This is a genomic window from Bradyrhizobium sp. 61, assembly GCF_023073075.1.
GTDB lineage: Bacteria > Pseudomonadota > Alphaproteobacteria > Rhizobiales > Xanthobacteraceae > Bradyrhizobium > Bradyrhizobium barranii.
The window spans coordinates 141,904-166,282 of sequence record NZ_JADPIU010000010.1; the positions used below are offsets into that span (position 1 = coordinate 141,904).

The window sequence follows — 24,379 nt, forward strand, 5'->3', positions numbered from 1 at the left end:
TGGGTTAGCCCTGCAGATGCGCGAAGCGCATCTGCTCGGCGTAACCCACCACTTCTCCGTCCACGTGGAAAGCAAAGAGGTGGGTTACGCCTTCGGCTAACCCACCCTACGATTTCCTCTTTGAAATCAACCAGCGTCCTACTGTGCATGGGGTTGTTTTCGTAAAAAAGGAAAATCGCTTGCGCCGTCGGGCAAAACACCTTTAGGATTTTGGTCGTCGCGTTCGTCATTGCGAGCGCAGCGAAGCAATCCAGAAATGCATCCGCGGAAAGACTGCTGGATTGCTTCGCTGCGCTCGCAATTCCGACTTGGAGGCAGACGAGGTTAGCCCCCACTTGCGCCAACGCGCTGCCCTCTCGCCCGACGGAATATTTCCGCGCTTGCCAAGCTGGCCCCCGCGGTTCAGAAAAACGGAGCAAGAAGAAACGCGAGCGCGGAGACCTGACGTTTTGACCATCAAGGGCAAGGCCTACATTGCCGGGATCTACGAACACCCGACCCGGCATGCGCCGGACAAATCCACCGCCCAGCTCCATGCCGAGGTCGCCAAGGGCGCGATCGAGGATGCCGGGATCAGCAAGGACGACGTCGACGGCTATTTCTGCGCGGGCGACGCCCCCGGCGGCGCATGGCCGATGGTCGATTATCTCGGCCTGAACACCAAAAAACTCCGCCACGTCGATTCCACCGAGACCGGCGGCTGTTCCTACATCATCCATCTCGGCCACGCCGCTGAAGCCATCGCGGCGGGCAAGTGCTCGATTGCGCTGATCACGCTCGCGGGCAAGCCGCGCACCGGCGTGATGCCGCCGCGCGCAGCCGGCGCGGAAGCCGATTTCGAGTTGGCTTACGGCGCGACCACCCACAATGCCTATGGCATGTGTGCCATGCGCCATATGCACGACTATGGCACCACCAGCGAGCAGCTCGCCTGGATCAAGGTCGCGGCCTCGCATCACGCGCAATACAATCCGCACGCGATGCTCAAGGACGTCGTCACCGTCGAGGACGTCCTGAACTCGCCGATGATCTCCGATCCGCTGCATCGCATGGATTGCTGCGTCGTCTCCGACGGCGGCGGCGCGCTGATCGTGGCGACGCCCGAGATCGCCAAGAGCCTGAAGAAGCCGTTGGTCAAGCTGATCGGTCACGGCGAAGCCATGAAGGGCCCGCGCGGCGGCAAGGATCTCGACCTCACTTACTCCGCCGGAATCTGGTCCGGCCCGCGTGCGTTCGAGGAAGCCGGCATCACGCCGAAGGACATCAAATACGCCTCGATCTATGACAGCTTCACCATCACCGTCTTGATGCAGCTCGAAGACCTCGGCTTCTGCAAGAAGGGCGAGGGCGGCAAGTTCGTCGCCGACGGCAATCTGATCTCGGGCGTCGGCAAGCTGCCGTTCAACACCGACGGCGGCGGGCTCTGCAGCAACCATCCCGTCAATCGCGGCGGCATGACCAAGATCATCGAGGCCGTCAGGCAGCTGCGCGGCGAGGCGCATCCGAAGGTGCAGGTCAAGAATTGCGATCTCGCCATCGCCCACGGCACCGGCGGCCTTCTGGGCGTTCGCCACGCCGCTTCGACGGCCATTCTGGAGCGCGTGTGATGGTAGATGCAAAAAAGTATCCGGCACCGGTCACCAACCCCGAGACCGCTGCGTTCTGGGACGCGGCCAAGCAGGGCAAGTTCATGATCAAGCGCTGCACCGCGTGCGGCGAAGCGCATTACTTCCCGCGCTCGATCTGCCCGTTCTGTTACTCGGACAAGACGGTGTGGGAGGAGGCTTCGGGCGAAGCCACGATCTACACCTGGAGCCTGATGCGGAAGTCGCCGACCGGTCCCTACGCCATCGCCTATGTCACGCTGAAGGAAGGGCCGTCGCTTCAGACCAACATCGTCGACTGCGATCTCGAGAAGCTGAAGATCGGCCAAAAGGTAAAGTTGGTGTTCAAGCCGACCGATGGCGCGCCGTTGCCGTTCTTCACGCCGGCGTAATTTCTTCCTTCCCCCCTTGTGGGAGAAGGTGGCGCGAAGCGCCGGATGAGGGGTATCGCTCCGCAGAGGGACTCTCTGTGCGGAAGCAACCCCTCACCCGAACGAGTTTGCCGCACGGCTCTCGCGGCCCTCTCCCACAAGGGGAGAGGGCACATTAAACGAGCGCCGTTGCTCGCTGAGAAGAATGCCGGGAGGAAACCAGAAAAATGTCCGCCAGATACGAAGAACTCAAAGGCCTGAAAAACATCGGCCAGAAATACGCCTATGGCGATCGCGAGGTCATGCTCTACGCCTATGGCATTGGCCTCGGCGCCGATCCGATGGATGAGAAGGAGCTCGCCTTCGTCAATGAGGGCACGCTGACGCCGCGGCCGCTGAAGGTGGTGCCGACCTTTGCGTCCGTCGCCGCATGGGGCTCGGGGCCCGGCGAGATGAACCTCAACCGCGTGATGGTGGTGGACGGCGAGCGCGACATCACTTTCCACCAGCCGCTGCCGGTGGCTGCGAACATCACCGCCGATTCCTCCGTTGTCGAGGTCTACGACAAGGGCAAGGACAAGGGCGTCGTCATCAGCCACCAGACCGTGCTCAAGAACGAGAAGGGCGAGAAACTGGCAACGCTGGTCGCCTCGCGCTTTGCCCGCGGTGACGGCGGCTTTGGCGGGCCGAACCTGACGCAGCCCGATCCGCACAAGATCCCGTCGCGCGCACCGGACAGGACCATCGACATCGTCACGCGTCCGGACCAGGCGCTGGTCTATCGCCTCTGCGGCGACCGCAACCCGCTGCACAGCGACCCCGAGTTCGCCAAGAAGGCCGGCTTCCCGCGCCCCATCCTGCACGGCATGTGCACCTACGGCATCACCTGCCGCGGTGTGCTCCAGACTTATGCAGACTACGACGCCTCCGCCTTCCGTCAGCACGTCGCTCGGTTCTCATCGCCGGTTTATCCCGGCGAGACCGTGACCATGGACCTCTGGAAGGACGGCAACACGATCTCGTTCGAGGCCAAAGTGAAGTCGCGCGGCGTCACCGTGATCAAGAACGGCAAGACGGTGCTGGGTTAGGGCGGTCTCGTGCCCCGGACGCAGCGCAGCGCTCCTTAGCGGTGCGCTGCAGAGCCGGGGCCCAGAGAATGTCGAACGAAGAATGGGTCCCGGCTCTGCGACGCAGCGTTTCACGCTGCAGCGAGTCCGGGACACGAAAAACAAAAGCAGGGAGAGGCCACCATGGGACTACTCGACGGCAAGGTTGCGCTGATCACCGGCGCGGGCGGAGGGCTCGGTGAGGCCTACGCAAAGCTGTTCGCGCGGGAAGGGGCGTCCGTCGTCGTCAACGATCTCGGCGGCCCCCGTGACGGCTCCGGCGCCGACAAGTCGATGGCGCAGCTTGTGGTGGACGCGATCAAGGCCGAGGGCGGCAAGGCGGTCGCCAACGGCGCCGACATCTCCACCATGGAGGGCGGGCAGTCGGTGTTCGACGACGCCATCAAGCACTTTGGCCGCGCCGATATCCTGGTGAACAACGCCGGCATCCTGCGTGACCAGACCTTTTCCAAGGCGTCCGAATCCGACTGGGACAAGGTGATCAAGGTGCACCTGAAGGGCACCTTTTGTTGCACCATGCCGGTGTTTCGCTGGATGCGGGAAAACGGCGGCGGCGTCATCGTCAACACGTCCTCGACATCAGGTCTGATCGGCAATTTCGGCCAGACCAATTACGGCGCGGCCAAGGGCGGCATCTGGGGCCTGTCCAACGTGCTGGCGATCGAGGGTCGCAAATACAACATCCGGATCTGGACGCTGGCCCCGGGCGCGCTGACCCGCATGACCGCAGACCTGCCCCGCTATAAGGAGAACCCCGGCGCGGCGCTGGGGCCGGACGGCATCGCGCCGGCCGTGCTATACATGGTCAGCGACTTGTCCGGCGACCAGACCGGCAAGGTGCTGGGTGTGTCCGGGCCCCGCGGCGTGCGCGAAATGCGGATGATGGAAATGGACGGCTGGAAACCGCCGCACTCGGGCTGGAACGCCCAGGACATCGTCGATCATGCCAAGGAGATCTTCTTCTCCGAGGAGCAGATCAAGATGGGGGCGAGGCGGTTTTAAAGGTCGTCATCCCGGGGCACGCGAAGCGTGAGGATCCATACTCCGGATCGTGGTTATGGATTCCGGGCCCGCGACTGCGTCGCGCCCCGGAATGACAATAGAGAGACAAGGAAAGACGATGAAACTGACCGCCGACGCCAAGGGCACCTTCGCAATCGCGCCGACACCGTTCCACGATGACGGCCGGATCGACGAGCGCTCGATCGACCGCCTGACCGATTTCTACGAGGAGGTCGGCTGCGACGGCGTCACGGTGCTGGGCATCCTCGGTGAGGCGCCGAAGCTCGATGCCGCGGAGGCCGAGCAGGTGGCGGTGCGCTTCGTCAAGCGCGCCAAGAAGATGCAGGTGATCGTCGGCGTCTCCGCGCCGGGCTTTGCCACGATGCGCTCGCTGGCGAAGGCTTCGATGGATGCCGGCGCGGCCGGCGTGATGATCGCGCCGCCGCCGTCGCTCCGTACCGACGACCAGATCGTCGGCTACTATAAGCAGGCGGCGGAGGCGATCGGGCCCGATGTGCCCTGGGTGCTGCAGGATTATCCGCTGACGCTCTCGGTGATCTTCACCCCTGCGGTGATCCGCAAGATCGTCACCGACAATCCGAATTGCGTGATGCTCAAGCACGAGGACTGGCCGGGCCTCGAAAAGATCTCGACGCTGCGCAGCTTCCAGAAGGACGGCTCGCTCCGTCCGCTCTCGATCCTCTGCGGCAATGGCGGACTCTTTTTGGACTTCGAGATGGAGCGCGGCGCCGACGGCGCCATGACCGGCTATGCTTTCCCGGAGCTCCTGATCGACGTCGTGCGCCTCTCGAAGGAGGGCAAGCGCGACGCTGCGCATGATCTGTTCGACGCGCATCTCCCGCTGATCCGCTACGAGCAGCAGCCGGGCGCAGGTCTGGCGGTGCGCAAGCACGTGCTGCAGAAGCGCGGCATCATCTCGTCCAGCGCCCAGCGCAAGCCGGGCGCGACCATCACGCCGGCGGCCAAGGCGGAGGTCGATTACCTCCTGTCGCGCGTCGCCCGCGTCGACAAGCGCGCCAATCTTGGCCCGCAATCCAGCGCCGCAGGTTAGTTGAATGCCAGAGACATCAGCATCACGCCCGGCTTCGACCATCCTTCTGCTCCGTGACGGCGCAAAGGTCGACGGCAAGAGCCGCGACGAAATCGAAGTGTTCATGATGGTCCGCCATCATCAGATCGAGTTCAACTCGGGCGCGCTGGTGTTTCCCGGCGGCAGTGTCGATGCCGGCGACAACGAGATCGTCGCCCGTGCTGACCTCTATTCGGGCGGCGAGGGCCTGAGTGAATCGGATCGCGGTTTTCGGATCGCCGCGATCCGCGAGACCTTTGAGGAGAGCGGCATCCTGCTGGCGCGGGCGAAGGGCGCGGGTACGCCGATCGATGCCAGGCGCGCCGGCGAGATCGCCGACAAGCATCGCGTCGCCCTCAACGAGCACAAGATCAGCTTCCTGAGTATCCTCGCCGACAACGGCCTCCAGCTCGCACTCGACACGCTCGTGCCCTACGCGCACTGGATCACGCCGGAGGGCATGCCGAAGCGGTTCGACACCTGGTTCTTCCTCGCGGCCGCACCGCCCGATCAGCTCGGCGCCCATGACGGCCGGGAGTCGACCGACTCGATCTGGGTGTCGCCGCGCGAGGCGGTGGAGGGCGGCGAGAGCGGCCGCTTCAAGCTGCCGTTCCCGACCACGCGCAACCTGATCCGGCTCGCCAAGCAGGGCAGCGTGGGCGCCGCGCTGGAGCACGCCCGCGGCATGTCGATCGTCACGGTGATGCCGGTCATGACCAAGACCGAAGGCGGCCGCCAGCTCCGTATTCCCCGCGAGGCCGGCTATGACGGCGAGGTCTTCGAGGTCGGGGCGGTCGGCTAGGATACTTCGATACCAAACGAAGTATTGGCGGCCGCGGACGCGCTAGGTTCCGTCCATCGCGAATGGACGGGACGAGCAAAATGGATCAGGGACGGGACCCCAACATCGCCGTCGAGCTGGCGCTGCTGGTCGCGCTCGCAACGCTCTGGGGCGGCTCCTGCACCTTCATCAAGCTCGGCGTCGCCACCATTCCGCCGATCACGCTGATCGCGGCGCGCACCACGATCGCCGGGCTGCTGCTGCTCGTCGTCATGTGGGCACGCGGCATCAGGATGCCCACGGATGCCGCGACCTGGCAGCGCTTCGCGTTCCAGGCCGTGCTCAACAGCGTCATCCCCTGGACGCTGATCGCCTGGGGCGAGCGTCATGTCGACGCGTCGCTCGCGACCATCCTCAACTCGGCCGGGCCGATCTTCACCTTCCTGCTCACGGCCGTCGTCACCCGCCACGAGGTGACGACGCCGCGAAAACTGTTCGGCGTGGTCGCCGGCATGGCGGGCATCCTGCTGATCGTCGGCGTCGACGCCTTCCACGGCATCGGCAGTGGCCTCGTCGCGGAGGCCGCCATCGTCGCCGCCACCATCTGCTACGCCTGCGCCGCGATCTTCGGCCGCAGTTTTAAGGGTCTCGATCCGATGGCACCGGCCGCCGGCTCGCTGCTGGCGGGTGCGGCGGCGCTGATCCCGGCCTCGCTGATCGTCGAACAGCCCTGGACGGTGTCGCCCTCGCTGAGTTCCGTGCTGGCGCTGCTCGCGCTGGCGACGTTCTCGACCGCGGCGGCGTTCGCGATCTACTTCCGCCTGATCCAGACGCTGGGCTCGGTCGGCACCACCGCGCAGGCCTATCTGCGCGTGCCCATCGGGGTCGCCATCAGCGTCGCCTTCCTCGGCGAAACCCTGAGCCGGACCGCCTGGATCGGGCTTGCCTGCGTCGTCCTCGGCGTCGCCGCCATGACGATCCCGGCCCGGCGGCCGGCCAGCGTCAAAACGTCATAATCAGGTGGGGAGAAGGGCGATGGATTCGCGATATTAAGGATATTCGGCAGCGCGAGGCATGTTCCCCCGGGGCCGCAAAACATCGTATATTGGGCCTCCAATAGCCCGGTCCTCAAAAGCCCCAATGTCCGCCGAATTGACGCCGACCCCTGAGAAAAAGCGAACATTCTCGCTCTCCATCGGCCAGCTCACCTTCGGCAGCTTCCTTCTGGTGCTGGCGGTGATCATCGTCACCTCAACCGCGAGCGTGATCGCGATCCGGCACATCGATACGACCTTCGCCGAGTTGCAGCGGCTCCAGAGCGTCGGCGACCTCGCCGAGGACATCGACCGCCGCATGAACGAGCTGCGCCTTGCGGCGCGCGATTTCGTCACGGATCCCGGCGCCGGCACCCAGTTCAAGCAGGTCGGCGAGGCGGCCTCGACGCTGAACGACATCCTGAGGAAGACCCGCATCGAGCTCGCGCCCGAGCAGCAGGACATGATCGACGGGGTCACGGAGCGCCTTGCGACCTATCGCAATGGCCTCGAGCGAATCTCGACCCTGATTGACCGCCGCGCCCAGCTGCTCGCCGGGCTGCCGCCGCTGCGCGACCGGTTCGACGTGGCCGTCGGAGCCGCGGCGGACCGCGAGCTCGCCTCCCGCCTGTCGGAATCGCAGAGCCGGATCGCACTCGGGCTGCTCGCGCGCAACCCGTCCGCCGCCGAGCAGGCCGCGCAGGGGATGCGGGCGATGGACATCGCGGACGCCAGGCTGAAGACGGCCGTGAACGACTATGCCGAGGCCATCATCGCGGTGGCGGTCCGGGAGCGGCAGATCGCCGATATCGACCGCGAGGTGCTGGGCACCGAGGGCCGCCTGATCGGCCGCGTCACGGAACTCCTGCGCGAGGTCAGCGCCCGGCGCGGCCACGTGCTGTCGCGCGATTTCGCCCGTACGCTGACGGAGGCACGGTGGCAGAGCATCGTGTTCGGCACCATCGGCGTCTTGATCGGCATTCTCGCGGCCGGGTTCGTGGTGCGGCGGACCGTCCGGCCGCTTGCGAAGATCGCGAGATCCATCCGTGCGCTCGCAGCGGGCGAGAAGGACACCTCGATCCCGTCGGCCGACCTCGACAACGAGATCGGCGACATCGCGCGCGCGGCCGAAGTGTTCCGCCGCGCGTTGGAGGAGGCCGACACGGCGCGTGAGGCGGCGGTGCGGGCGCTCACCGAGCAGCGCCTCGCCGAAGAGAGCTACCGCAAACTGTTCGAGGGCTCGGTCGACGGCATCTATGTCACGACGCCGGCCGGCGATCTCCTCAACGCCAATCCGGCGCTGGCGCGGATGATGGGCTATGACAGCCCGCAGCAGCTCATCGACAGCATCAACGACATCGCCCACACCATCTATGTCCACCCCGAGGCGCGCGCCGAATACCAGCGGCTGATGGCGCGCGACGGCATCGTCCGCGAGTTCGAGTACCAGGTGCGCCAGCGCAGCGGCAATATCCTGTGGCTTTCCGACAGCGCCACGGGCGTGCGGGACGAGGCGGGCAACATCGTCCGCTACGAGGGCACGCTGCGCGACATCACCGACCAGAAGCGGGCGGAAGACGCCATCGCCGAAGGAAGGCGCCTGCTCCAGCAGGTCATCGACACCGTGCCCGCGGTCATCAACGTCAAGGACCGCGAGCTGCGCTACGTGCTGATGAACCGCTACATGGCCGGCATCTTCGGCATCGAGCCCGCCGATGCGCTCGGCCGCACCACCGCGGATCTGATGTCGCGCTACGGCGCAGCCAAGACCGACGAGAACGACAAGCGGGTGCTCAGGCTTCGAAAAGGTCTCGGCTTCTACGAAGAGGAGTACAAGGACGCCTCCGGCAACATGCGGCAATGGCTGGTCAACAAGCTGCCGCTGCTCGATGCCGACGGCGAGATCGAGCGGATCGTCACCGTGGCTCTCGACATCGGCGAGCGCAAGCGCGGCGAGCAGGAGATGCGCAAAGCCAAGGAATCCGCCGAGACCGCGTTGCGAAACCTGCGCGAGACCCAGGCCTCGCTGATCGAGGCGGAGAAGCTCGCCGCGCTCGGACGGCTCGTCGCCGGCGTCGCCCACGAGGTCAACAATCCCGTCGGTATCAGCCTCACAGTCGCATCCGCGCTGGAGCGCAAGACCGCGATGTTCACCTCCGAAGTCGAGCGCGGCGAGCTCCGTCGCTCCACGCTCAACGACTTCCTCAACACCAGCCGCGATGCGTCCTCGCAGCTCGTCTCCAACCTGAACCGCGCGGCCGAGCTGATCCAGTCGTTCAAGCAGGTCGCGGCCGACCGCAACTACTCGGACCAGCGCAGCTTCGATCTCGGCGACCTCACCGAGCAGGTGGTGATGAGCCTGCGGCCGGGCCTGCGCAAACACAATCTGACGCTCAACGTCGAGTGCCAGCCGAGCCTGACCATGAACAGCTATCCCGGCCCGTATGGCCAGGTGCTGACCAATCTGTTTCTCAATTCGGTGGCGCACGCCTTCCCGGACGGGCGGCCGGGAATCATCGACATCCAGGTGCGCGAGTCCGGCAAGGACAATGTCGAGATCATTTTCTCGGACAATGGCTGCGGCATGTCGCTCGACGTGCGCCGCCGCGCCTTCGATCCGTTCTTCACCACGCGGCGCGACCAGGGCGGCACCGGCCTCGGACTGCACATCGTCTACAGCATCGTCACCAATCGCCTCGGCGGGCGGCTCGATCTCGATTCCGAGCCGGGCGAGGGCACGCGCATCCAGATCATCCTGCCGCGCACCGCGCCGCTCGAGCAGGCTGCGGAATAGTCCCGCGCCTAATCAGCTTCCGCGAGCTTGTGCAGCGTGGCGCCGAAAATCAGGCTGGCCTTGCCGACGAGCGCTGTGCCCGTCATCTCCGCGCGGGTGTCCGTGTAGGTCCCGCTGACGCCGATGCCGACCGGGGCAGGGCCGCCGAACAGCGGATTGTCATCGCCCCGCGGCGAGGTGTGCCGTTGCACCAGCACTTCGCCTTTGAAGGTGCGGTCGTCCTTCACGACGTAGCTGCCGGTGTAATAGAGGTACGCATCGCCGCCAAGGATCTTGCCGTCGCGAAAGAGAATCACGCCGCTGCCCTTGCCGACTCGACCATCGAGCAGGTTCACGTGAATCGAGTAGAGGCCGTTCTTCATCACGTCCCACAGGCCGGCCGCCATCGCCCAACGGCGTAACCGGTAGAGCTTTTATGCCAAAGCGCGTTCCCGCGCGCAACGCGGCAGTTTGCCGGGCGGCGGTGCGATCTTGCCGCCGCCAGCCGTAGTTGTCCCGACTTGTCTATGACACCACCATGACTGTCTGATCATGACGCGAGGCCAGTCGTTGCGAATCAAGTTGGCCCGCGAAATGCATAACCATTGTTGCACTGGCCGCGGGGTGCTGGAGCAAGACAAATGTGAGCAACTGGATCGATTCCGGCGGCGATGAGCCGCGTCTGTACAGTGTGCGCCCCACGATTTGCGAAACACAACGGCCGACTGGCGGCGCGCCACGCTGGCGAGGCGTGGTGAGCCTCACTTGCGCCTTGGCCCTGATCGCGCTCGCAGCCCCCTCGGGGCATGCGCGCGACCGCGGCCAGTTCGTCAACACCAATGCCGAATTGAAGGCGTGGTTCGACGGCCTGCGCAGCGGCAAGGGGCCTTGCTGTTCCGATGCCGACGGCTCGGCGCTCTCGGACACTGACTGGGAGAGCAAGGACGGACACTATCGTGTCCGCATCCCGCGCCTGGGTCATGTGCTCGACGGCCAGCAGCAGGAGCTCGTCTGGGTTGATGTGCCCGAAGAGGCCGTCATCTCGGAGCCGAACCGGGTCGGGCGCACCATGGTGTGGCCGATCTACGGCTACATGGGCGTCGCCATCCGCTGCTTTATGCCTGGCAGCATGAGTTAGCCGGGCGACAGCACGCCCGGCCTCTCGTCGACCTTAGATGCGGCGCCGCGTTAGGTGTATTTCTTGTCGCGCTCGAGCAGCTCGATGGAGATGCCTTCCGGGCCGCGGATGAAGCAGATGCGCACGCCGGGCCGGATCGTGGTCGGCTCGCGCGTGAAGGTGACGCCCTTGGCCTTGATCTCGGCCGCGACGGCGTCGATGTCCTTCACGGTGAGACCGAGATGGTCGAGGCCCTGATGCGGGTGCGGCGGCGGCGGGTTGACGGCGTTGTCGCCCTCGAGCGATGCGATGAAGATCTTTGCGCCGCCGAGATTCACGTCGATCCGTCCCGGTGCGCGCACGATCTCGCCGCCGAGGATGTCCCGCAGCCAGGCCGCTGTGGCCTCCGGATCGGGACTGCGCAGATGGACGTGATCCCAAGTGACGACGACTGGCATTTCATGTTCTCCCAACGGGGTCTTCGATGTTGCAGCGCATGTTAGCGGCCCCGGCTCGTGATCGCCACCGTCCTTGCCGACTCGGCATGAGCGCGGGAACCTTAGTTCGTCTCCCGGATTAAGGTAAACAGTGGCCGAGTCCGTCGTCGAACGAGCCCAGGCCGCGGTCGGTGATACAGCCATGAACGCCAGGTTTGATCGGATCGGGTGGGGACGTTTCGCCGGGAGCGGCGAGCGCCTGGCGCGAGCCGTGACGATCGCGAGCGTCTCGTTCGGGCGAAGCCTGCTCTGGCTACTGGCGGCGATCATCGTCGGCTGCGGGGTGTGGATGCTGCTGCCGCTCTCCAGGGGCAACAGCACCGAGCCGGTGAAGTCTGACGTGGCAACGGTCGAACCGGCACCTCCGGGCAGTACGGCGGCGGCGGTCTCGCCGATTGTCGAAGCTCAGGCGCCAGCTGCGGCAGAACTCGATCGCCTCAAAATCTCATCGCAGACCTGGCGCCGTGGCGGGCTCGGCTCGAAGGCGCTGGTGACGTTCACGCTGCGAAACGACAATGACTATGCCGTTAAGGATCTGGAGATCGTCTGCGCGTTCACGCGGCGCGATGGCAGTCATCTCACCGACCGCAGCCGCGTGCTTGCCGACACGGTAACGATGAAGAGCCGCAAGACCTTTGCCCGTATTGCTGTCGGCTTCATCAACGTTAATGCCGATCAGGCGAAGTGTTCGCTGGTCGCAGCACGGCGCGCGTAACGCCCGGCAGTTCCCGGTAGCGGAAAAGTTACTGTCCGCAGGCCTTGGCCGAAAAACTTGGCGTTGCCATTTGAACCAAGGGCCGGGTGCAGGAACCAATTAGAGTATCGCCTGTTTAAGGCGAAGAGCCCACGCGGGGATGCGGGGGGCGGAGCGTGGCCGATGCCCATTTTCAGGTACTTCGTTTTCGTCGGTGGAGCGCTGCTCGCACTGTTGTTCGCGGCGGATTACGTTCTGCCGTCGCAACCGGTCGCACGGGCCATTGTCACCGCAAGCAACGATCAGCCCTTGATCCGGATTCGGTCGGATCGCCATTTGCCTGAGCGTGTCGTGCTCGACACCAGCCAGCCGACGATTGCCGCACCCGCAGTGAAGACCGCCGCGGTCGTTGCGCCTCAGGCGCCGGTGCAGGAGGCTGCTTCGCCGGAGCTGGCCGAGATGTCGGCCAAGGCGCGGGTGCGCGAGACCTTCGCCCAGTTTACGCCGGCCCCGAAGGCCAACGCCGCTGCGGCCAGGAAGACCGAGGCCAAGCCGCAAGTTCAGGCGCAGGCTCAGCTTCCCCAGGGGCAGACGCCTCAGATCCAGGCTCAGCCCAAGCGCAAGGTCGCCAGGGCGCACCCGGCTCCACAGCAGGGCCGGTCGATGATGCTGGTCGCGCAGCAGCCCCATTTCGGTCTCTTCAACACGACCTGGTAAGGGCGCCTCCGACCGTCTCGAAACGAGACGGAGAGGGCTTTTTATTGGTCAATCTCTCTGCTAATTCGAACCGATCCGAACGCCGTCCGGTGCGCTGGCTTGCCAGCAGCGGTCCGGCGCTTCTCGGTTGCGGCCCCATACCCGGGCCGGGGCGCTCGTAGCTCAGCTGGATAGAGCATCGGATTTCGATTCCGAGGGTCGGAGGTTCGAATCCTTCCGAGCGCGCCACTTGCCAGGCCGGAGCCTTGAGGCCCGGCCGGCCCAATTCGCTGGTCCCCTTACTTGCCCTGGATCTTCAGCCCATTGGGGCCGACATTGATCTGCAGGCCGTCGGGCTGCTTTTTCGCCTGGTAGAGGTTGTAGCCGAGCACGGCTGCCGTGACGACCAGTGCGCCGATGATCAGAAACAACAGATTGCGGCTGGTGGACATTCATTTCCCTGAACCACTTGGTTGACGGTGAGAAAAACCCCGCGTGTGGGTTGCGCGGGGTGTTTCAGTGCGCCCCGGGGCGGGCCGCGGCACATTGCTCGGACTTGCTAACGTGGTTGGAAGGAGCAGGTTCCCTGGCGGCCCGGCGCGGTGGGCCCAAGCAACATCACCACCGCTAAACCCGTGATCTCAGCTTGCGGAACGGCAGGTGTGGCGGGCCCGTGCCAGCGTGTCGGAGGGCGCCTCGTGGAAGGTCGCGCGGTACGCCGCGGCAAACTCGCCGAGGTGATGAAATCCCTGGGCGCGTGCGCATGTGGCGACCGTCGCGCCACCGCCCTTCAGGAGCCGCGAGCGTGTGGCCCACAGCCGCTTCAGGCGGATGTATTGATGCAGGCTCATGCCGCGCACCTTGCTCACCGCGCCGCCGAGCGTTCGGACCGAAACGCCCAACTCACCGGCGAGATTGGCCGTATAGATCGGAGCGGTCGGATAGGCCGAGACGTAATCGTCGATCTGCTGCACGAGCCTGGCCGATCGCGCGCCGGCATTCGGGGCGGTGCGATCAGACGACGGGTCGATTTGAAACAAATCGTCGAAGGCGAGCAGCAGGCCCTCCTGGAGATGCGCGGCGACCTCGGTGGTTTCGAACATATGCGGCTCTACGGACGCGGTCCGCAAGATGTCGAGAACAAGCTGACGCGCGTAGAGATGCGCCACGGGGTCCGCGATGCGAACCCACAATGCATCGGCGCGATCGAACCAGCCGCGATCCCTGAGCGCGGGGGAGAACATGATCAGCGCGTGGTAATTGGTCTGATGCTCGACGAAATGACAATGATGATTGCCGCGCAAGGCGATGAAAACGCGCGAGTCGAGTTCGATCCCGCTCGAGCTGGCCCGCAGATCGTCGGTCATCGGCAGGATCACCATGCCGCCCGGTGCGCGATAGGCGGTATCGAGAATCCGCGCAAACGACCTCGCCACGATGATCCGGCATCCCGGCAGGTTCACGATCGCGCGCGCCGCGGCGAAGTTGGCAACGTCGAGCGGAATGCTGCGGGCGTCTTCCATCGACTCGGCCGGTCGAAACGCGTCGACATCGGAAAACCGGATCAACTGGAGGGCGGAGGAGGGGGCGAGAGCGTCGAAGAACATGCTTCTGGCCGAATGCTGAAATGTGACAATTAAATAAAATTCGATACATCGCAATCAATGGCGAAACAGGATGATTCAGTAAACCGGATTCCGGGCCGTAGTATTGCGGACATCATGCCACGCGGCGCGGCAGTTCGATGTCACCGTCAACGGTCCCGGTTCATCGGTTGGCCTGAGGCGAGGTCGATGAAATGGAGGCGCGTGCAGGCGGGACATGCGAAGGACTCGAAGCTCCGCCCCTCGAGCCGCCGCCCCTCAAGCCTCCGCTCGTCAAGGTTCCGCTCGTCAGGCCTTGGCTGCCTCTCGAGATGCGTCTGCACATTCATGCCCGTCTGGGGGCACCGGAAAACAATGAAATCCGCCATCGACGTAGAATGACGGCACAGCGAATTTCATCTTTGATCTAGATCAGTTTTGGAATCGCTCCACGCAAGCCGCGAGCACGCGAATGGACACAACGCGCGATCTCGCAAAAGCGAAGGGGCCCGAGAGGGCCCCTTTGGAAATCACCAGCGGCGATAGCGTGGTCCGTAATAGCGAGGCCCATAGGCGCGTGGCCCATACCCATAATATCGGGGCCCGTAATACGGCCGCGGGCCGTAATACCCATCATAGTTCGGGCGCCAGAAACAGCGTCCCCAGGCGTCACAGACCATACGGACCTGCTCGACGTCGGAGACCTGCGGCGTCGCAGGTGCGGGCGCGATGGGCATGGCGGACGCCGCCGGTGATGCCATGATGGCACCGAACAGGGATGCGGCGACGAGGCCAGTCTTGAGATTCATGATGTCTTCCTCTGCTTACGCAATACAGATATCGAAGTTGTTCTGATCAAATTGTGGCGGAACCGAAATGTAATGCTGATGAACAAATCTTCAGCAAAGCTCGCCGCAGACCTGACCTTTCGCTTCGCAAGACTATCCCAGGTTCGCGCGCGTGACCAATGCTGCGCTTGCACTGGCGCTGCCTGGCAGGACATTGCGTTCATCTTTGATCCTGCGCAATTCGCCGGCACGACTTCATCCCTAGTCTTGCCGTAGCCAGCGCTTCGAGGAATTCGAAGAGCAGGCTCGCGAGATTGCCTGGAGCTGTGCAATGGACAAGATGAGACTAGACAAGGGTGACTGGCTGATCGTGTGCGACGGGCGCAAGGCGCTCATTTTGGAAAACCTCGGCGACGAGATGTTTCCGAACCTCCACACCCGGGAGGTGCACGAGCAGCCCAATCCCTCGACCAGTGCGCAAGGGACCGATGCGCCGGGCCGGCTGAACGCCGCCGTCGGCGGCGCGCGCAGCTCGGTCGAGCAGACCGATTGGCACGATGAGGCCGAGCGTGCCTTCCTGCGGAACCTGGCCGGCCGGCTCGATGCCGCCGTCAGCGCGGGCGAGACCTCGGCCCTGACCATGGTGGCCTCACCACGCGCGCTCGGGATGATCCGCGCCGATTATTCGGTCGTGGTGCGCAAGGCGCTTCAGGGCGAGGTCGGCAAGGACCTCGTCAAGCTGCCGGTCTACGAGATCGAGAAGCAATTGCTGCTGTCGGGCGCCGCCAAATAGCGGCACCCGCAGAGGACGTGCCAGCGCGCCTCAGAAGCAGGGGTGCCGGCGGCCGTCCTGGCCGATATAGGTGGCCGAGCTCTGGTAGCAGCGGTTGTTCGACGGGCCGTCGTAGAAGGCGAAGGTGCCGGGGGTAACGCCGGGCCCGTAATTGTGCAGATAGCTGATCGGGTAGGGCAGCGGGTTGGTGTAGTGGCGGTGGTACCGGTGGTGTCCCCGCGCCTCCGCAAGGCTGGGGGCGAGGATTGCGGCCGACAGGGCAGCAACCGCGGCTACAAGCTTCAACGTGCTCATCTCGATTCTCCGGAACCCGCGCGAATAGGTCAGGTGTTTATAGCCATTTCGAGCCGCCGGGACACCCGTCCGGCGCCTGGAAATCGGGGCCAATCCCGCCGATTCCCGGGTGGGTGTGACAGAATTGCCCGGAGCAGGGTCGAAGGCTGCCCATTTTTGGCCTTTTCGGGATGCTTAACGAATTCCCCACACAAGTATGGCCAAAGAGAATTCGCTTAAGAATCCTGTCGCCGGCCCTTTGGGGGTCCTTCGAGGCCGGTTCATTCCTGAAGGCTTTCGCCGTCACGCACCATGCGCATCACGCTTTTGAGCCTGCTGTTGCTCTCTGTCGCCGCCGCCACGCCGGCGCGCGCTGAGCTGCACATCACCCGTGACCACGGCGGCTACGTCGAGGAGTACAAGGCCAAGTACAAGCGCGTCCGCGAGAAGGGTGAGCGCGTCATCATCGACGGCATCTGCAACTCGGCCTGCACCCTGGTGCTCGGCATGGTGCCGATGAACAAGATCTGCGTGACGCCGCGCGCCAGCCTCGGCTTCCATCAGGCCTATTACGACAAGGCCTTCACCTTCGGCATCAAGGTCACCAGCGCGGAGGGGACATCCGACCTGATGTCCTACTACCCCAACACGGTGAAGGACTGGATCCGCCGCAATGGCGGGCTCACCACCGACATGAAGAAGATCAAGAACGGTGTCGAGCTCTGGAAGATCATAGACCCCTGTCCGGAAGAATGGTGAGCGGCTGAGCTGCGCTCCCGCTGTGCGTCGCAGCGCAGCATCGCTCGTTTGGAAATTCGCATTGCCGCATAGGCCCCGGTCCGGCAATGAGGGCGGCAATGAACCATAATCAAGAAGCCCTGACCGCCCGCGCCGCGCCGATCCTGTTCGTCGTGCTCTGGAGCACCGGATTCATCGGCACCAAATACATCATCAACAACGCCGATCCCTTGACCTATCTCGCCATTCGCATGGCGATCGTGGTCGGCCTGATGGCGATCATCGTGGCGATTGCGCGACCGAAATGGCCGGACCGTGTCGACGTCGCGCATAGCGCTGTTGCCGGCATTCTCGTCCACGGCTTCTATCTCGGCGGCACGGCGATTGCGATCGCGCATTCGATCCCGGCCGGACTCTCGGCGTTGATTCCGGGCCTTCAACCGATCCTGACCTCGACCATCGCCAACCGCTGGCTCGGCGAACGCGTGACGCCGGTGCAATGGGCGGGGCTGGTGCTTGGCCTCGGCGGTGTAGCGCTGATCCTGCACGGCCGCCCGATGACCGGCGAGGCGGGGCTCGGCTGGCTCGCCTCGGTGGTGTCGCTGATCAGCATCACGCTCGGCACGCTCTATCAGCGCCGCTACTGCAACCACATCGACTGGCGCGCCGGCAATCTCGTGCAATATATCGCCGTCACCGTCTTCTTCACGGTCGGCGCCTTCCTGTTCGAGGACCGCGTGGTGCACTGGACGCGGGAGTTCGTGCTCGCGCTTGCCTGGCTCGCTGTGGCGCTCTCGATCGGATCGATCGGGCTGTTGTACTGGCTGATCCGCCACGCAGCGGCGACCTCGGTTGCGAGCCTGTTCTACCTGGTGCCCGCCGTCACGGCGCTGATGGCCTATCTGCTGTTCGGGGAGAAGCTCGATGCGCTGGCGATTGCCGGCATGGCGATGTGCGCGGCAGCGGTGTTCGTGGTCAATCGGCGTTTCTAGGCAGGCAGGCCAGTACGTCGGAATACATCCCTGACGTGCGGCGCGCGCTCGTGCTAGGCTGGACTGATTTCAGCTTCCCTTTGGCAAGGTGATTTCCATGAAAAAAGCACGGCGTGCACTGCTCGGCAGGTCCTTGAGGCCGGTCCGGATTGCCTGCATCAACTACGCCGAGGAGATGATCAGCGAGCGGATGATGGGGAGGCTCACGGCGGCGCTCCAGAAATGCTACGACGAGCATTTCCTGCCGGTCTGGGGCTATTCCATCGATCTCGACGTCACCCGCAACCCGAAGCCGACGGACTGGCAGCTGCTCTATTTTGACGACGCCACCCACAAGAACTTCCTCGGGCGGCACGAGCTGACGCACCGCGGCCAGCCGATCTCAAAGATCTTTCTGAAGGCACTCGGCGAGGACGATCCGGTCAGCCTGGCGGCCTCGCACGAACTGTTCGAGATGGTGCTCGATCCCATGGCCAATCTGTGGGCCGACAAGACTCGGCACACCCAATATGCTTACGAGGTCTGCGACGCCGTGGAAGAGGAGTCTTTTCTCGTCAACGGCTTTCCGATGTCGAACTTCGTCTATCCGTCCTGGTTCGAACCGTTCGAGCATCCCCGCGGCACCAAGTTCGACCATATGGGGTCGCTCAAGGCGCCGTTCTCGATGACGGAAGGCGGCTATGTCATCAAGAAGGTCAACGGCCGGAAGGTGATCAAGCAGTTCGGCTCATCCGAGAAGCGGAGGCGCTTCGCCAAGGAGGACCGGCGCGGCCATCGCAGCGAATTTCGTGATCCGAAGGGAGAGCATCACCCGGGCCGGCGCGCCGCCAAGCGGCGAGGGTAGGGATGGGAGCAGTCTCCGGGCGCGCCCGCACCTGGAGACCTGCTCGAGCGCTGCGATCAGCGCTTGGCCTTCTTTTTCGACTTGGCAGCCTTCTTCGCAGACTTCCTGGTGGCCTTCTTTGCAGCCTTCTTGGCCGCTTTCTTCGACGACTTCTTTACAGCCTTCTTCGCAGATTTCTTGGTCGCCTTCTTGGCTTTCTTCTTGGAAGCCTTCTTCGGTGCTACTTTCTTCGCGACCTTCTTGGCGGCTTTCCTGACCTTCTTGACGGCGGTGACTGCGGCTTCGCTGGTTGCTTCCACGGCGGTGGTGATCGTGTCCAGCGCCTGTTCGGTGATCGGCTTCTCGTCGTCCATATCGTCCCCCACGGTTTGTATGGAGCGATGACGATAGCGGGTTTCAAAATCGAGTCAAAGCAGCGCTCAACCTTTGCGGATCTTTGCGTAGGCGGCGAGCGCGCGCTCGCGCCCCTTCGCGTGATCGACGATCGGCTGCGGATAGGTCTTGCCGAGCGTGACGCCCGCGCTTGCAAGCTCGATCGGTGATGCCTGCCAGGGCTGGTGGATCAGCCTGGCCGGCACGTCTTTCAGCTCGGGCACCCAGCGCCGGACATAGGCTCCATCAGGATCGAACTTCTCGCCCTGGAGAGTTGGATTGAACACGCGGAAATAGGGCGCGGCGTCGGCGCCGCAGCCGGCGACCCATTGCCAGTTGGCGGGATTGCTGCCGGCATCCGCATCGACCAGCGTGTCCCAGAACCAGCTCTCGCCGTCGCGCCAGTCGATCAGGAGATGCTTGACCAGGAAGGACGCCACCACCATCCGCACCCGGTTGTGCATCACGCCGGTGTGCCAGAGCTCGCGCAGGCCGGCATCGACGATGGGATAGCCGGTGCGTCCGCGCTGCCAGGCGGCGAGCGTTTTCTTGTCTCCCTTCCAGGGAAAGCCATCGAAATTCGTTTGCAGGTTTTCGGTGGCAAGGCTCGGGTGATCGTGGAGGAGGTGGCGGCAGAATTCGCGCCAGCCGAGCTCGCTCAGGAACTTTTCGACGCCGGGCCCGATCGCGGGATTCTCCGCTGCTGCAAAGCGCGCGGCGTGCCAGACTTGGCGCGGGCTGAGCTCGCCGAACCTCAAATGAGGCGACAGGCTTGAAGTCCCCTCGCGATCCGGGCGGTCGCGATCGCCGACATAGACGCGCGCGGTGTGCTTGAGGAAGTCGCGGAGGCGTACGCGGGCCGAGGCTTCACCCGGCGTCCAGGTCTGGCGCAGGCCGCCAGCCCAGTCGGGCTTTGTCGGCTCGAGCGTCCAGCTCTCCAGCGCGTCGCTGGCGAGCCGCGGGGCAGGGCGTAGCACCCGCGGTGTGGGCAGAGGCTTGGGCGGATCGCCCAACGACAGCACCCGTCGCCAGAACGGCGTGAAGACGCGAAGGCCGCGGCCCTCCTTGTTGCGGATCGCCGAGGGTGGCACCAGCAAGTCGCCAGGGAAGCTCTGCGAGTCCACGCCGCGCTTTGCCAGCGCCGCTTCGAGCTGTTTCTCGACGGCCTGATGCGATGCCTGCGCGATCTCATTCCAGTAGACCGCTCCCGCTCCGCTCTCCCGCGCCACTTCGGGGATCACCTTGGCCGCCGGCCCCTTGCGCAGGATCAGAGATCCGCCGTGCGTTGCGATCTCGGCGCCGTGCGCCCGCAGCGACTGCGCCAGCCACCAGCGCGTCGCACCGCCCGGCGCCCGTCCGGCCACCTCATCCATCACATAGAGGCAGATCACCGGCGCGCCTGTCTTCGCGGCAGCATGGAGGGCGGGATGGTCGGACAGGCGGAGGTCATCGCGGAACCAGACGATGACAGGCGGCGCGCTTGGCGTGGTCAGGGCAGGCCTCGTTTACAATTTGGCAAGCATGCCGCGTGCGGCGGTGTGAACCGTCGTTAATTCGGTCGTAAGCCGATTGCATGAATATGCAGGAATTCCGAGGGTAGTTCCATTCATGTCCAACCGTGCGACGGCAAAGTTCTTGCCGCAATTCAAGCTGGGTACCAAGACCGTCCTGTGCGCCGTGCTGCTGATCGCCGTGAACACGGCGCTCGTGGTCGGCGCCGGCTACTGGTCGCTGACCTCCGCCTTCAACGATCGTGCGCTGCGCGACATCGAGGTCAATTTGCGCACGCTGGCCCTGGCTTTTGCCGAGGTCGTTCCCGACGCGAAGATCACGATGCGGGATGGCGGGGTGGCGCGCGCCGAGATTCCCAAAATGCCGGAGTTCAGGGATCACGCCATCGTCGATCGCGCGGTGTCCTATGTCGGCGGCAACGCGACCCTGTTCGTGTTCGATGATGCGAGCGGGCAGTTCGTCCGCCGCTCGACCAACGTGAAGAAGGAGAACGGCGACCGCGCTGTCGGGACCCAGCTTGCCGCCGATCATCCCGGGCAGGCCGTCCTGCGCCGCGGCGAGGCGTACAAGGGCCCGGCCACGCTGTTCGGCAAAACCTTTATGACCGCCTATTTCCCGGTCGCGGATGCCACCGGCAAGGTCGTCGGCATTCTCTATGTCGGCATCCCCATGGCGCAGTTCGAGAGCATGCTGACCCAGGCCATCGAGAGCATGGCGATTGCGGCCGGTATTGCGGCGTTGCTGGTGCTGGTCCTCACCTTGCTGGTCGTCCGCCGTATCACCAGGCCGCTCACCTCGGTCACACGCTCGCTGACGGCGCTGGCCGAAGGCAAGAGCGACGTCGAGATCGATTGCGAGGATCGCGCCGACGAGATCGGCGAGATCGCCCGCACGGTCGCCGTCTTCAAGAGCAACTCGCTGGAGCGGGCGCGCCTGCGCAGCGAGCAGACCGCGGCCACGGCTGCCGCGGCAGAGCAGCGCAAGGCGGAGCTGCGCAATTTCGTCGAGCAGTTCCGCGGCAGCGTCGGCGGCATCCTCGACAAGGTGCTGAGCTCCTCCGGTGAGTTCGAGCGGGTGGCGCGGCAACTCACCGACACCGCACGCTCCACCGCCGATCTGTCGGCGCAGTCGGCCGGCGCATCCGAGAACGCCTCCGAGCACGTGCGCACGGCGGCCTCAGCCTCCGACGAACTGTCTCTGTCGATCTCCGAGATCACCCGCCGGGTGCAGGAATCGAATGAGATCTCCGCCGAGGCGGTACGGCAGGCCGAAGCCACCGACCAGCGCATGGCGCAGCTCTCGGAAGCGGGGGCGCGCATCGGCGACGTCGTCAAGCTGATCACCTCGATCGCCGAGCAGACCAATCTTCTGGCGCTGAACGCCACCATCGAGGCCGCGCGTGCCGGGGACGCCGGTCGCGGCTTCGCGGTGGTGGCCCAGGAGGTCAAGACGCTCGCCGGCCAGACCGCCAAGGCGACAGACGAGATCTCGAACCAGATCGCCAGCATGCAGCTTGCAACGGAGGAATCGGTCACCGCCATCAAGGCGATCGGCCAGACCATCGAGCGCATCAGCGGCATCGCGGGCTCGATCTCGGCCGCGGTCGAGCAGCAGAGAAGCGCCACCCACAACATCGCAGCCAGCGTTCGCGCTGCGGCCTCCGGCACCGCCGATGTCGCGGTCAATGTCCGTCACGCCGCCAAGGGCGCGAGCGAGACGGGAGAGACCTCCAGCCGGATGTTTGCCTCTGCCCAGGCGCTATCAGGCGAGAGCCTGCATCTGAAAGCCGAGGTCGACAGCTTCCTCGACCGCGTGCACGCGGCCTAATCCAACTCAGTCATTTCCGGGGCGGTCCGCAGGATCGAACCCTGGTGCGCAATGGCGCACCAGGGAATCTCGAGATCCTCAGGTGCGCAATTGCGCACCGAGTTCGATGCTGACGCATCGCCCCGGGATGACTTTTTGCGGTCGCTATCCGCGACCGCCAAAAGTCACTTCGGCTGCGGCACGATGCGGATGTAGGGCTTCGGTTCCTTCCAGCCCTGCGGATAGATCGTCTTCGCCTCGTCGTTGGAAACCGAGCCGGCGATGATGACGTCCTCGCCCTGCGTCCAGTCGGCCGGCGTGGCGACGCGATGCTTGGCAGTGAGCTGGAGCGAGTCGATGACGCGCAGGATTTCCTGGAAATTCCGGCCTGTCGTCATCGGATAGACCAGCACCAGCTTGATCTTCTTGTCCGGCCCGATGATGAAGACGTTGCGGACGGTCTGGTTGTCGGCCGGCGTGCGGGTGAGGGGATCGCCGGAGGTCGAGGCCGGCAGCATCTCGTAGAGCTTGGAGACGTTGAAGTCGGTGTCGCCGATCATCGGATAGTTCGGCGCGGCGCCTTGGGTCTCCTTGATGTCTTCCGACCATTTGGAATGGCGGTCGACCGGATCGACCGAAAGGCCCATCAGCTTGACGCCGCGCTTGTCGAATTCCGGCTTCAGCTTGGCAAGCGCGCCGAGCTCGGTCGTACAAACCGGCGTGAAGTCCTTGGGGTGGGAGAACAGGAGAGCCCAGCTATTGCCAATCCAGTCGTGGAACTTGATCTTCCCTTCGGTGGTCTCGGCTTCGAAGTCGGGCGCGGTGGTGCCGATCGGGAGTGTCATGGTTCTACCTCATCTCATTGAATTTACTTGGTAATTTATCTTCGGTCGTCGCGGCCAGTATAGGGTCTTCGCGCCCCTAAGTGAACCGCTTCAAGTAAAATGTGAATTTCTTCTCTGAAGGGCCGATTTCCTAGCACCTTTCTGTTACAGCCGCGCCTGCGACGAAACATCTCGACCGGAGCCGTACGGTCTCGATTGCCCCCATAAAGCCTTTTATGACCCGCATCACGCTCGCCCCGACGCCTCCGGAACCGAAATGGTCCTCGTAGCGACTAATCGGCAACCATTGAGAAAAGTCGCGATCCCCGTATCGAATCATTAACCACCCCTTTACGCCCGCATGAAAATGCTGGTCGATCAGAAGAAATCTGGAAGTGAACTATGTCTGCCGCTGCGCATAAGTCTGTTGAGTCGCCGTCTCTCGAACCGTCCTGCCGCGATACCGCGGCTCATGCATTGACCGTCGTGCGCGACGGCGTGATCACGGGCGAAGGCCCGACCACCAAGGGCCGGGTCCACTTTTCCCGCTCGCTCGATGCCGATGACACCGCCTGGTGCGCGCGCATCCTGACCGCCACGGCCGTCAACGACCAGCCGGTCAGCCGCGCCGAAGCCGAGGCGCTGTTCGAGATCAATGAAGCCGCAACCGAGCGCACCGATGGCGGCCGGTTCGACGACCTGCTCGCCAAGGCCGTTGCCCATTACGCCGCGAGCGCCTCGGGCCTGAAGGTGCCGCCGCGCAGCGTCGCGCTTTCGGCAGAGTCCGAGATCGAGAGCTGGGCGCCGTCCTACGCCGCCAAGGTCAACAGCGAGATGCTGGAGTGGATCGCCGGACAGATGCGCGGCAAGCGCCAGAACAACCGTCGCCTGATGGCGATGGTGGCGACCTTCCTGGGCGCCACCGCGCTGCCTCTGGCGGGCCAATTGCCGAACGTGTTCGACATCGGCATGTAAAAGATCTGGGCATGTGAGAGTTAGACGAGACTGTCGCGCCCCTTGCGAGGCGCGACAGTCTCGTCTAACTCTCACATGCCCAGATCTTTTACA

The 24,379-nt window shown here is 64.4% G+C and carries 27 protein-coding genes and 1 tRNA gene; 18 read left to right on the forward strand and 10 right to left on the reverse strand.

The genetic code is table 11. From position 1 onward, the window contains the following. The first annotated feature begins 449 nt into the window (after positions 1-449). The 8 genes from IVB46_RS04755 to IVB46_RS04790 all read left to right on the forward strand — a co-directional run bounded on the left by IVB46_RS04755 (position 450) and on the right by IVB46_RS04790 (position 9,803). Positions 450-1,607, forward strand: coding sequence for a thiolase domain-containing protein (locus tag IVB46_RS04755; RefSeq protein WP_247301755.1), 1,158 nt, complete (start codon positions 450-452; stop codon positions 1,605-1,607). Continuing rightward, the gene (locus IVB46_RS04760; protein WP_247301757.1) at positions 1,607-1,996 is read left to right on the forward strand and encodes an OB-fold domain-containing protein; all 390 of its coding nucleotides are present in this window, start codon (positions 1,607-1,609) and stop codon (positions 1,994-1,996) included. Before IVB46_RS04755 ends, IVB46_RS04760 begins: the two co-directional genes overlap by 1 nt. Positions 1,997-2,202: 206 nt before the next feature. Further along, complete coding sequence (locus tag IVB46_RS04765) at positions 2,203-3,063, forward strand: MaoC family dehydratase (RefSeq protein WP_247301760.1); 861 nt, start codon at positions 2,203-2,205, stop codon at positions 3,061-3,063. Positions 3,064-3,225: 162 nt separating this feature from the next. Then, on the forward strand, positions 3,226-4,104 hold the full coding sequence (locus IVB46_RS04770) for an SDR family oxidoreductase (protein ID WP_247301764.1): 879 nt from the start codon (positions 3,226-3,228) through the stop codon (positions 4,102-4,104). A 118-nt stretch (positions 4,105-4,222) separates the two neighbouring features. Beyond that, on the forward strand, positions 4,223-5,176 hold the full coding sequence (locus IVB46_RS04775; RefSeq protein ID WP_063982634.1) for a dihydrodipicolinate synthase family protein: 954 nt from the start codon (positions 4,223-4,225) through the stop codon (positions 5,174-5,176). 4 nt (positions 5,177-5,180) lie between these two features. Further along, entirely contained in the window at positions 5,181-5,996 is an 816-nt protein-coding gene (locus IVB46_RS04780) for an NUDIX hydrolase (RefSeq protein WP_247301767.1), read from the forward strand. Positions 5,997-6,076: 80 nt separating this feature from the next. Further along, a complete protein-coding gene (locus IVB46_RS04785; protein WP_247342166.1) occupies positions 6,077-6,991 on the forward strand; it encodes a DMT family transporter in 915 nt (304 codons plus the stop codon). 124 nt (positions 6,992-7,115) lie between these two features. Further along, entirely contained in the window at positions 7,116-9,803 is a 2,688-nt protein-coding gene (locus IVB46_RS04790) for a PAS domain S-box protein (RefSeq protein ID WP_085405487.1), read from the forward strand. Positions 9,804-9,811: 8 nt separating this feature from the next. Here IVB46_RS04790 and IVB46_RS04795 read toward each other — a convergent pair whose 3' ends face one another. Beyond that, entirely contained in the window at positions 9,812-10,165 is a 354-nt protein-coding gene (locus IVB46_RS04795; protein ID WP_346016112.1) for a GrlR family regulatory protein, read from the reverse strand. 260 nt (positions 10,166-10,425) lie between these two features. Here IVB46_RS04795 and IVB46_RS04800 point away from each other — a divergent pair, with 260 nt between their 5' ends. Next, a complete protein-coding gene (locus tag IVB46_RS04800) occupies positions 10,426-10,920 on the forward strand; it encodes a hypothetical protein (RefSeq protein ID WP_247301774.1) in 495 nt (164 codons plus the stop codon). A gap of 50 nt (positions 10,921-10,970) precedes the next feature. Here IVB46_RS04800 and IVB46_RS04805 read toward each other — a convergent pair whose 3' ends face one another. Further along, entirely contained in the window at positions 10,971-11,357 is a 387-nt protein-coding gene (locus tag IVB46_RS04805) for a VOC family protein (RefSeq protein WP_085405489.1), read from the reverse strand. Between the two features lie 181 nt (positions 11,358-11,538). Between IVB46_RS04805 and IVB46_RS04810 the strand changes: the two genes are divergently transcribed. The 3 genes from IVB46_RS04810 to IVB46_RS04820 all read left to right on the forward strand — a co-directional run bounded on the left by IVB46_RS04810 (position 11,539) and on the right by IVB46_RS04820 (position 13,035). Beyond that, positions 11,539-12,111, forward strand: coding sequence for a hypothetical protein (locus IVB46_RS04810; protein ID WP_166342252.1), 573 nt, complete (start codon positions 11,539-11,541; stop codon positions 12,109-12,111). 162 nt (positions 12,112-12,273) lie between these two features. Next, positions 12,274-12,807 (forward strand): hypothetical protein, encoded by a 534-nt coding sequence (locus IVB46_RS04815; RefSeq protein WP_247301776.1) that lies wholly within the window; start codon positions 12,274-12,276, stop codon positions 12,805-12,807. A gap of 151 nt (positions 12,808-12,958) precedes the next feature. Further along, positions 12,959-13,035: transfer RNA gene (locus tag IVB46_RS04820), tRNA-Arg, on the forward strand. Positions 13,036-13,085: 50 nt separating this feature from the next. On the opposite strand, the gene IVB46_RS04825 is transcribed toward IVB46_RS04820, so the two are convergent. The 4 genes from IVB46_RS04825 to IVB46_RS04840 all read right to left on the reverse strand — a co-directional run bounded on the left by IVB46_RS04825 (position 13,086) and on the right by IVB46_RS04840 (position 15,178). Then, entirely contained in the window at positions 13,086-13,238 is a 153-nt protein-coding gene (locus tag IVB46_RS04825; protein WP_247301777.1) for a hypothetical protein, read from the reverse strand. 189 nt (positions 13,239-13,427) lie between these two features. After that, entirely contained in the window at positions 13,428-14,393 is a 966-nt protein-coding gene (locus tag IVB46_RS04830; RefSeq protein ID WP_247301779.1) for a helix-turn-helix domain-containing protein, read from the reverse strand. Between the two features lie 146 nt (positions 14,394-14,539). Then, entirely contained in the window at positions 14,540-14,758 is a 219-nt protein-coding gene (locus IVB46_RS04835; protein ID WP_247301781.1) for a hypothetical protein, read from the reverse strand. A 141-nt stretch (positions 14,759-14,899) separates the two neighbouring features. After that, a complete protein-coding gene (locus IVB46_RS04840) occupies positions 14,900-15,178 on the reverse strand; it encodes a hypothetical protein (RefSeq protein ID WP_071912916.1) in 279 nt (92 codons plus the stop codon). A gap of 310 nt (positions 15,179-15,488) precedes the next feature. Between IVB46_RS04840 and IVB46_RS04845 the strand changes: the two genes are divergently transcribed. Beyond that, entirely contained in the window at positions 15,489-15,950 is a 462-nt protein-coding gene (locus IVB46_RS04845; RefSeq protein WP_247301782.1) for a host attachment protein, read from the forward strand. A gap of 30 nt (positions 15,951-15,980) precedes the next feature. Here IVB46_RS04845 and IVB46_RS04850 read toward each other — a convergent pair whose 3' ends face one another. Beyond that, positions 15,981-16,244, reverse strand: coding sequence for a hypothetical protein (locus IVB46_RS04850; protein WP_063982649.1), 264 nt, complete (start codon positions 16,242-16,244; stop codon positions 15,981-15,983). 291 nt (positions 16,245-16,535) lie between these two features. On the opposite strand from IVB46_RS04850, the gene IVB46_RS04855 reads away from it, so the two are divergent. The 3 genes from IVB46_RS04855 to IVB46_RS04865 all read left to right on the forward strand — a co-directional run bounded on the left by IVB46_RS04855 (position 16,536) and on the right by IVB46_RS04865 (position 18,797). Beyond that, the gene (locus tag IVB46_RS04855; protein ID WP_063982650.1) at positions 16,536-16,982 is read left to right on the forward strand and encodes a hypothetical protein; all 447 of its coding nucleotides are present in this window, start codon (positions 16,536-16,538) and stop codon (positions 16,980-16,982) included. Between the two features lie 98 nt (positions 16,983-17,080). Then, a complete protein-coding gene (locus IVB46_RS04860) occupies positions 17,081-17,953 on the forward strand; it encodes a DMT family transporter (RefSeq protein ID WP_085405495.1) in 873 nt (290 codons plus the stop codon). A gap of 97 nt (positions 17,954-18,050) precedes the next feature. Continuing rightward, positions 18,051-18,797, forward strand: a complete 747-nt coding sequence (locus IVB46_RS04865; RefSeq protein WP_247342169.1) for a hypothetical protein — start codon at positions 18,051-18,053, stop codon at positions 18,795-18,797. A 56-nt stretch (positions 18,798-18,853) separates the two neighbouring features. Here the strand turns inward: IVB46_RS04865 and IVB46_RS04870 are convergent, their stop codons facing one another. Further along, positions 18,854-19,150 carry a histone gene (locus IVB46_RS04870; protein ID WP_247301785.1) on the reverse strand — a complete coding sequence of 99 codons (297 nt, stop codon included), beginning with the start codon at positions 19,148-19,150 and terminating at the stop codon, positions 18,854-18,856. Positions 19,151-19,216: 66 nt separating this feature from the next. After that, a complete protein-coding gene (locus IVB46_RS04875) occupies positions 19,217-20,608 on the reverse strand; it encodes a deoxyribodipyrimidine photo-lyase (protein ID WP_247301867.1) in 1,392 nt (463 codons plus the stop codon). A 169-nt stretch (positions 20,609-20,777) separates the two neighbouring features. Here IVB46_RS04875 and IVB46_RS04880 point away from each other — a divergent pair, with 169 nt between their 5' ends. Further along, a complete protein-coding gene (locus tag IVB46_RS04880; RefSeq protein WP_247301787.1) occupies positions 20,778-22,508 on the forward strand; it encodes a Cache 3/Cache 2 fusion domain-containing protein in 1,731 nt (576 codons plus the stop codon). 164 nt (positions 22,509-22,672) lie between these two features. Here the strand turns inward: IVB46_RS04880 and IVB46_RS04885 are convergent, their stop codons facing one another. Next, positions 22,673-23,332, reverse strand: coding sequence for a peroxiredoxin (locus IVB46_RS04885; RefSeq protein ID WP_014494579.1), 660 nt, complete (start codon positions 23,330-23,332; stop codon positions 22,673-22,675). 381 nt (positions 23,333-23,713) lie between these two features. Between IVB46_RS04885 and IVB46_RS04890 the strand changes: the two genes are divergently transcribed. Then, positions 23,714-24,286 (forward strand): hypothetical protein, encoded by a 573-nt coding sequence (locus IVB46_RS04890; protein ID WP_028154483.1) that lies wholly within the window; start codon positions 23,714-23,716, stop codon positions 24,284-24,286. Positions 24,287-24,379: the final 93 nt, after the last annotated feature.

Bases quoted from the DNA above. Each gene is read 5' to 3' on its own strand.
- IVB46_RS04760 (WP_247301757.1), top strand. From the start codon at position 1,607: ATGGTAGATGCAAAAAAGTATCCGGCACCGGTCACCAACCCCGAGACC.
- IVB46_RS04765 (WP_247301760.1), top strand. From the start codon at position 2,203: ATGTCCGCCAGATACGAAGAACTCAAAGGCCTGAAAAACATCGGCCAG.
- IVB46_RS04770 (WP_247301764.1), top strand. From the start codon at position 3,226: ATGGGACTACTCGACGGCAAGGTTGCGCTGATCACCGGCGCGGGCGGA.
- IVB46_RS04775 (WP_063982634.1), top strand. From the start codon at position 4,223: ATGAAACTGACCGCCGACGCCAAGGGCACCTTCGCAATCGCGCCGACA.
- IVB46_RS04780 (WP_247301767.1), top strand. From the start codon at position 5,181: ATGCCAGAGACATCAGCATCACGCCCGGCTTCGACCATCCTTCTGCTC.
- IVB46_RS04785 (WP_247342166.1), top strand. From the start codon at position 6,077: ATGGATCAGGGACGGGACCCCAACATCGCCGTCGAGCTGGCGCTGCTG.
- IVB46_RS04790 (WP_085405487.1), top strand. From the start codon at position 7,116: ATGTCCGCCGAATTGACGCCGACCCCTGAGAAAAAGCGAACATTCTCG.
- IVB46_RS04795 (WP_346016112.1), bottom strand. From the start codon at position 10,165: ATGAAGAACGGCCTCTACTCGATTCACGTGAACCTGCTCGATGGTCGA.
- IVB46_RS04805 (WP_085405489.1), bottom strand. From the start codon at position 11,357: ATGCCAGTCGTCGTCACTTGGGATCACGTCCATCTGCGCAGTCCCGAT.
- IVB46_RS04810 (WP_166342252.1), top strand. From the start codon at position 11,539: ATGAACGCCAGGTTTGATCGGATCGGGTGGGGACGTTTCGCCGGGAGC.
- IVB46_RS04815 (WP_247301776.1), top strand. From the start codon at position 12,274: ATGCCCATTTTCAGGTACTTCGTTTTCGTCGGTGGAGCGCTGCTCGCA.
- IVB46_RS04825 (WP_247301777.1), bottom strand. From the start codon at position 13,238: ATGTCCACCAGCCGCAATCTGTTGTTTCTGATCATCGGCGCACTGGTC.
- IVB46_RS04830 (WP_247301779.1), bottom strand. From the start codon at position 14,393: ATGTTCTTCGACGCTCTCGCCCCCTCCTCCGCCCTCCAGTTGATCCGG.
- IVB46_RS04835 (WP_247301781.1), bottom strand. From the start codon at position 14,758: ATGGCGGATTTCATTGTTTTCCGGTGCCCCCAGACGGGCATGAATGTG.
- IVB46_RS04840 (WP_071912916.1), bottom strand. From the start codon at position 15,178: ATGAATCTCAAGACTGGCCTCGTCGCCGCATCCCTGTTCGGTGCCATC.
- IVB46_RS04845 (WP_247301782.1), top strand. From the start codon at position 15,489: ATGGACAAGATGAGACTAGACAAGGGTGACTGGCTGATCGTGTGCGAC.
- IVB46_RS04850 (WP_063982649.1), bottom strand. From the start codon at position 16,244: ATGAGCACGTTGAAGCTTGTAGCCGCGGTTGCTGCCCTGTCGGCCGCA.
- IVB46_RS04855 (WP_063982650.1), top strand. From the start codon at position 16,536: ATGCGCATCACGCTTTTGAGCCTGCTGTTGCTCTCTGTCGCCGCCGCC.
- IVB46_RS04860 (WP_085405495.1), top strand. From the start codon at position 17,081: ATGAACCATAATCAAGAAGCCCTGACCGCCCGCGCCGCGCCGATCCTG.
- IVB46_RS04865 (WP_247342169.1), top strand. From the start codon at position 18,051: ATGAAAAAAGCACGGCGTGCACTGCTCGGCAGGTCCTTGAGGCCGGTC.
- IVB46_RS04870 (WP_247301785.1), bottom strand. From the start codon at position 19,150: ATGGACGACGAGAAGCCGATCACCGAACAGGCGCTGGACACGATCACC.
- IVB46_RS04880 (WP_247301787.1), top strand. From the start codon at position 20,778: ATGTCCAACCGTGCGACGGCAAAGTTCTTGCCGCAATTCAAGCTGGGT.
- IVB46_RS04885 (WP_014494579.1), bottom strand. From the start codon at position 23,332: ATGACACTCCCGATCGGCACCACCGCGCCCGACTTCGAAGCCGAGACC.
- IVB46_RS04890 (WP_028154483.1), top strand. From the start codon at position 23,714: ATGTCTGCCGCTGCGCATAAGTCTGTTGAGTCGCCGTCTCTCGAACCG.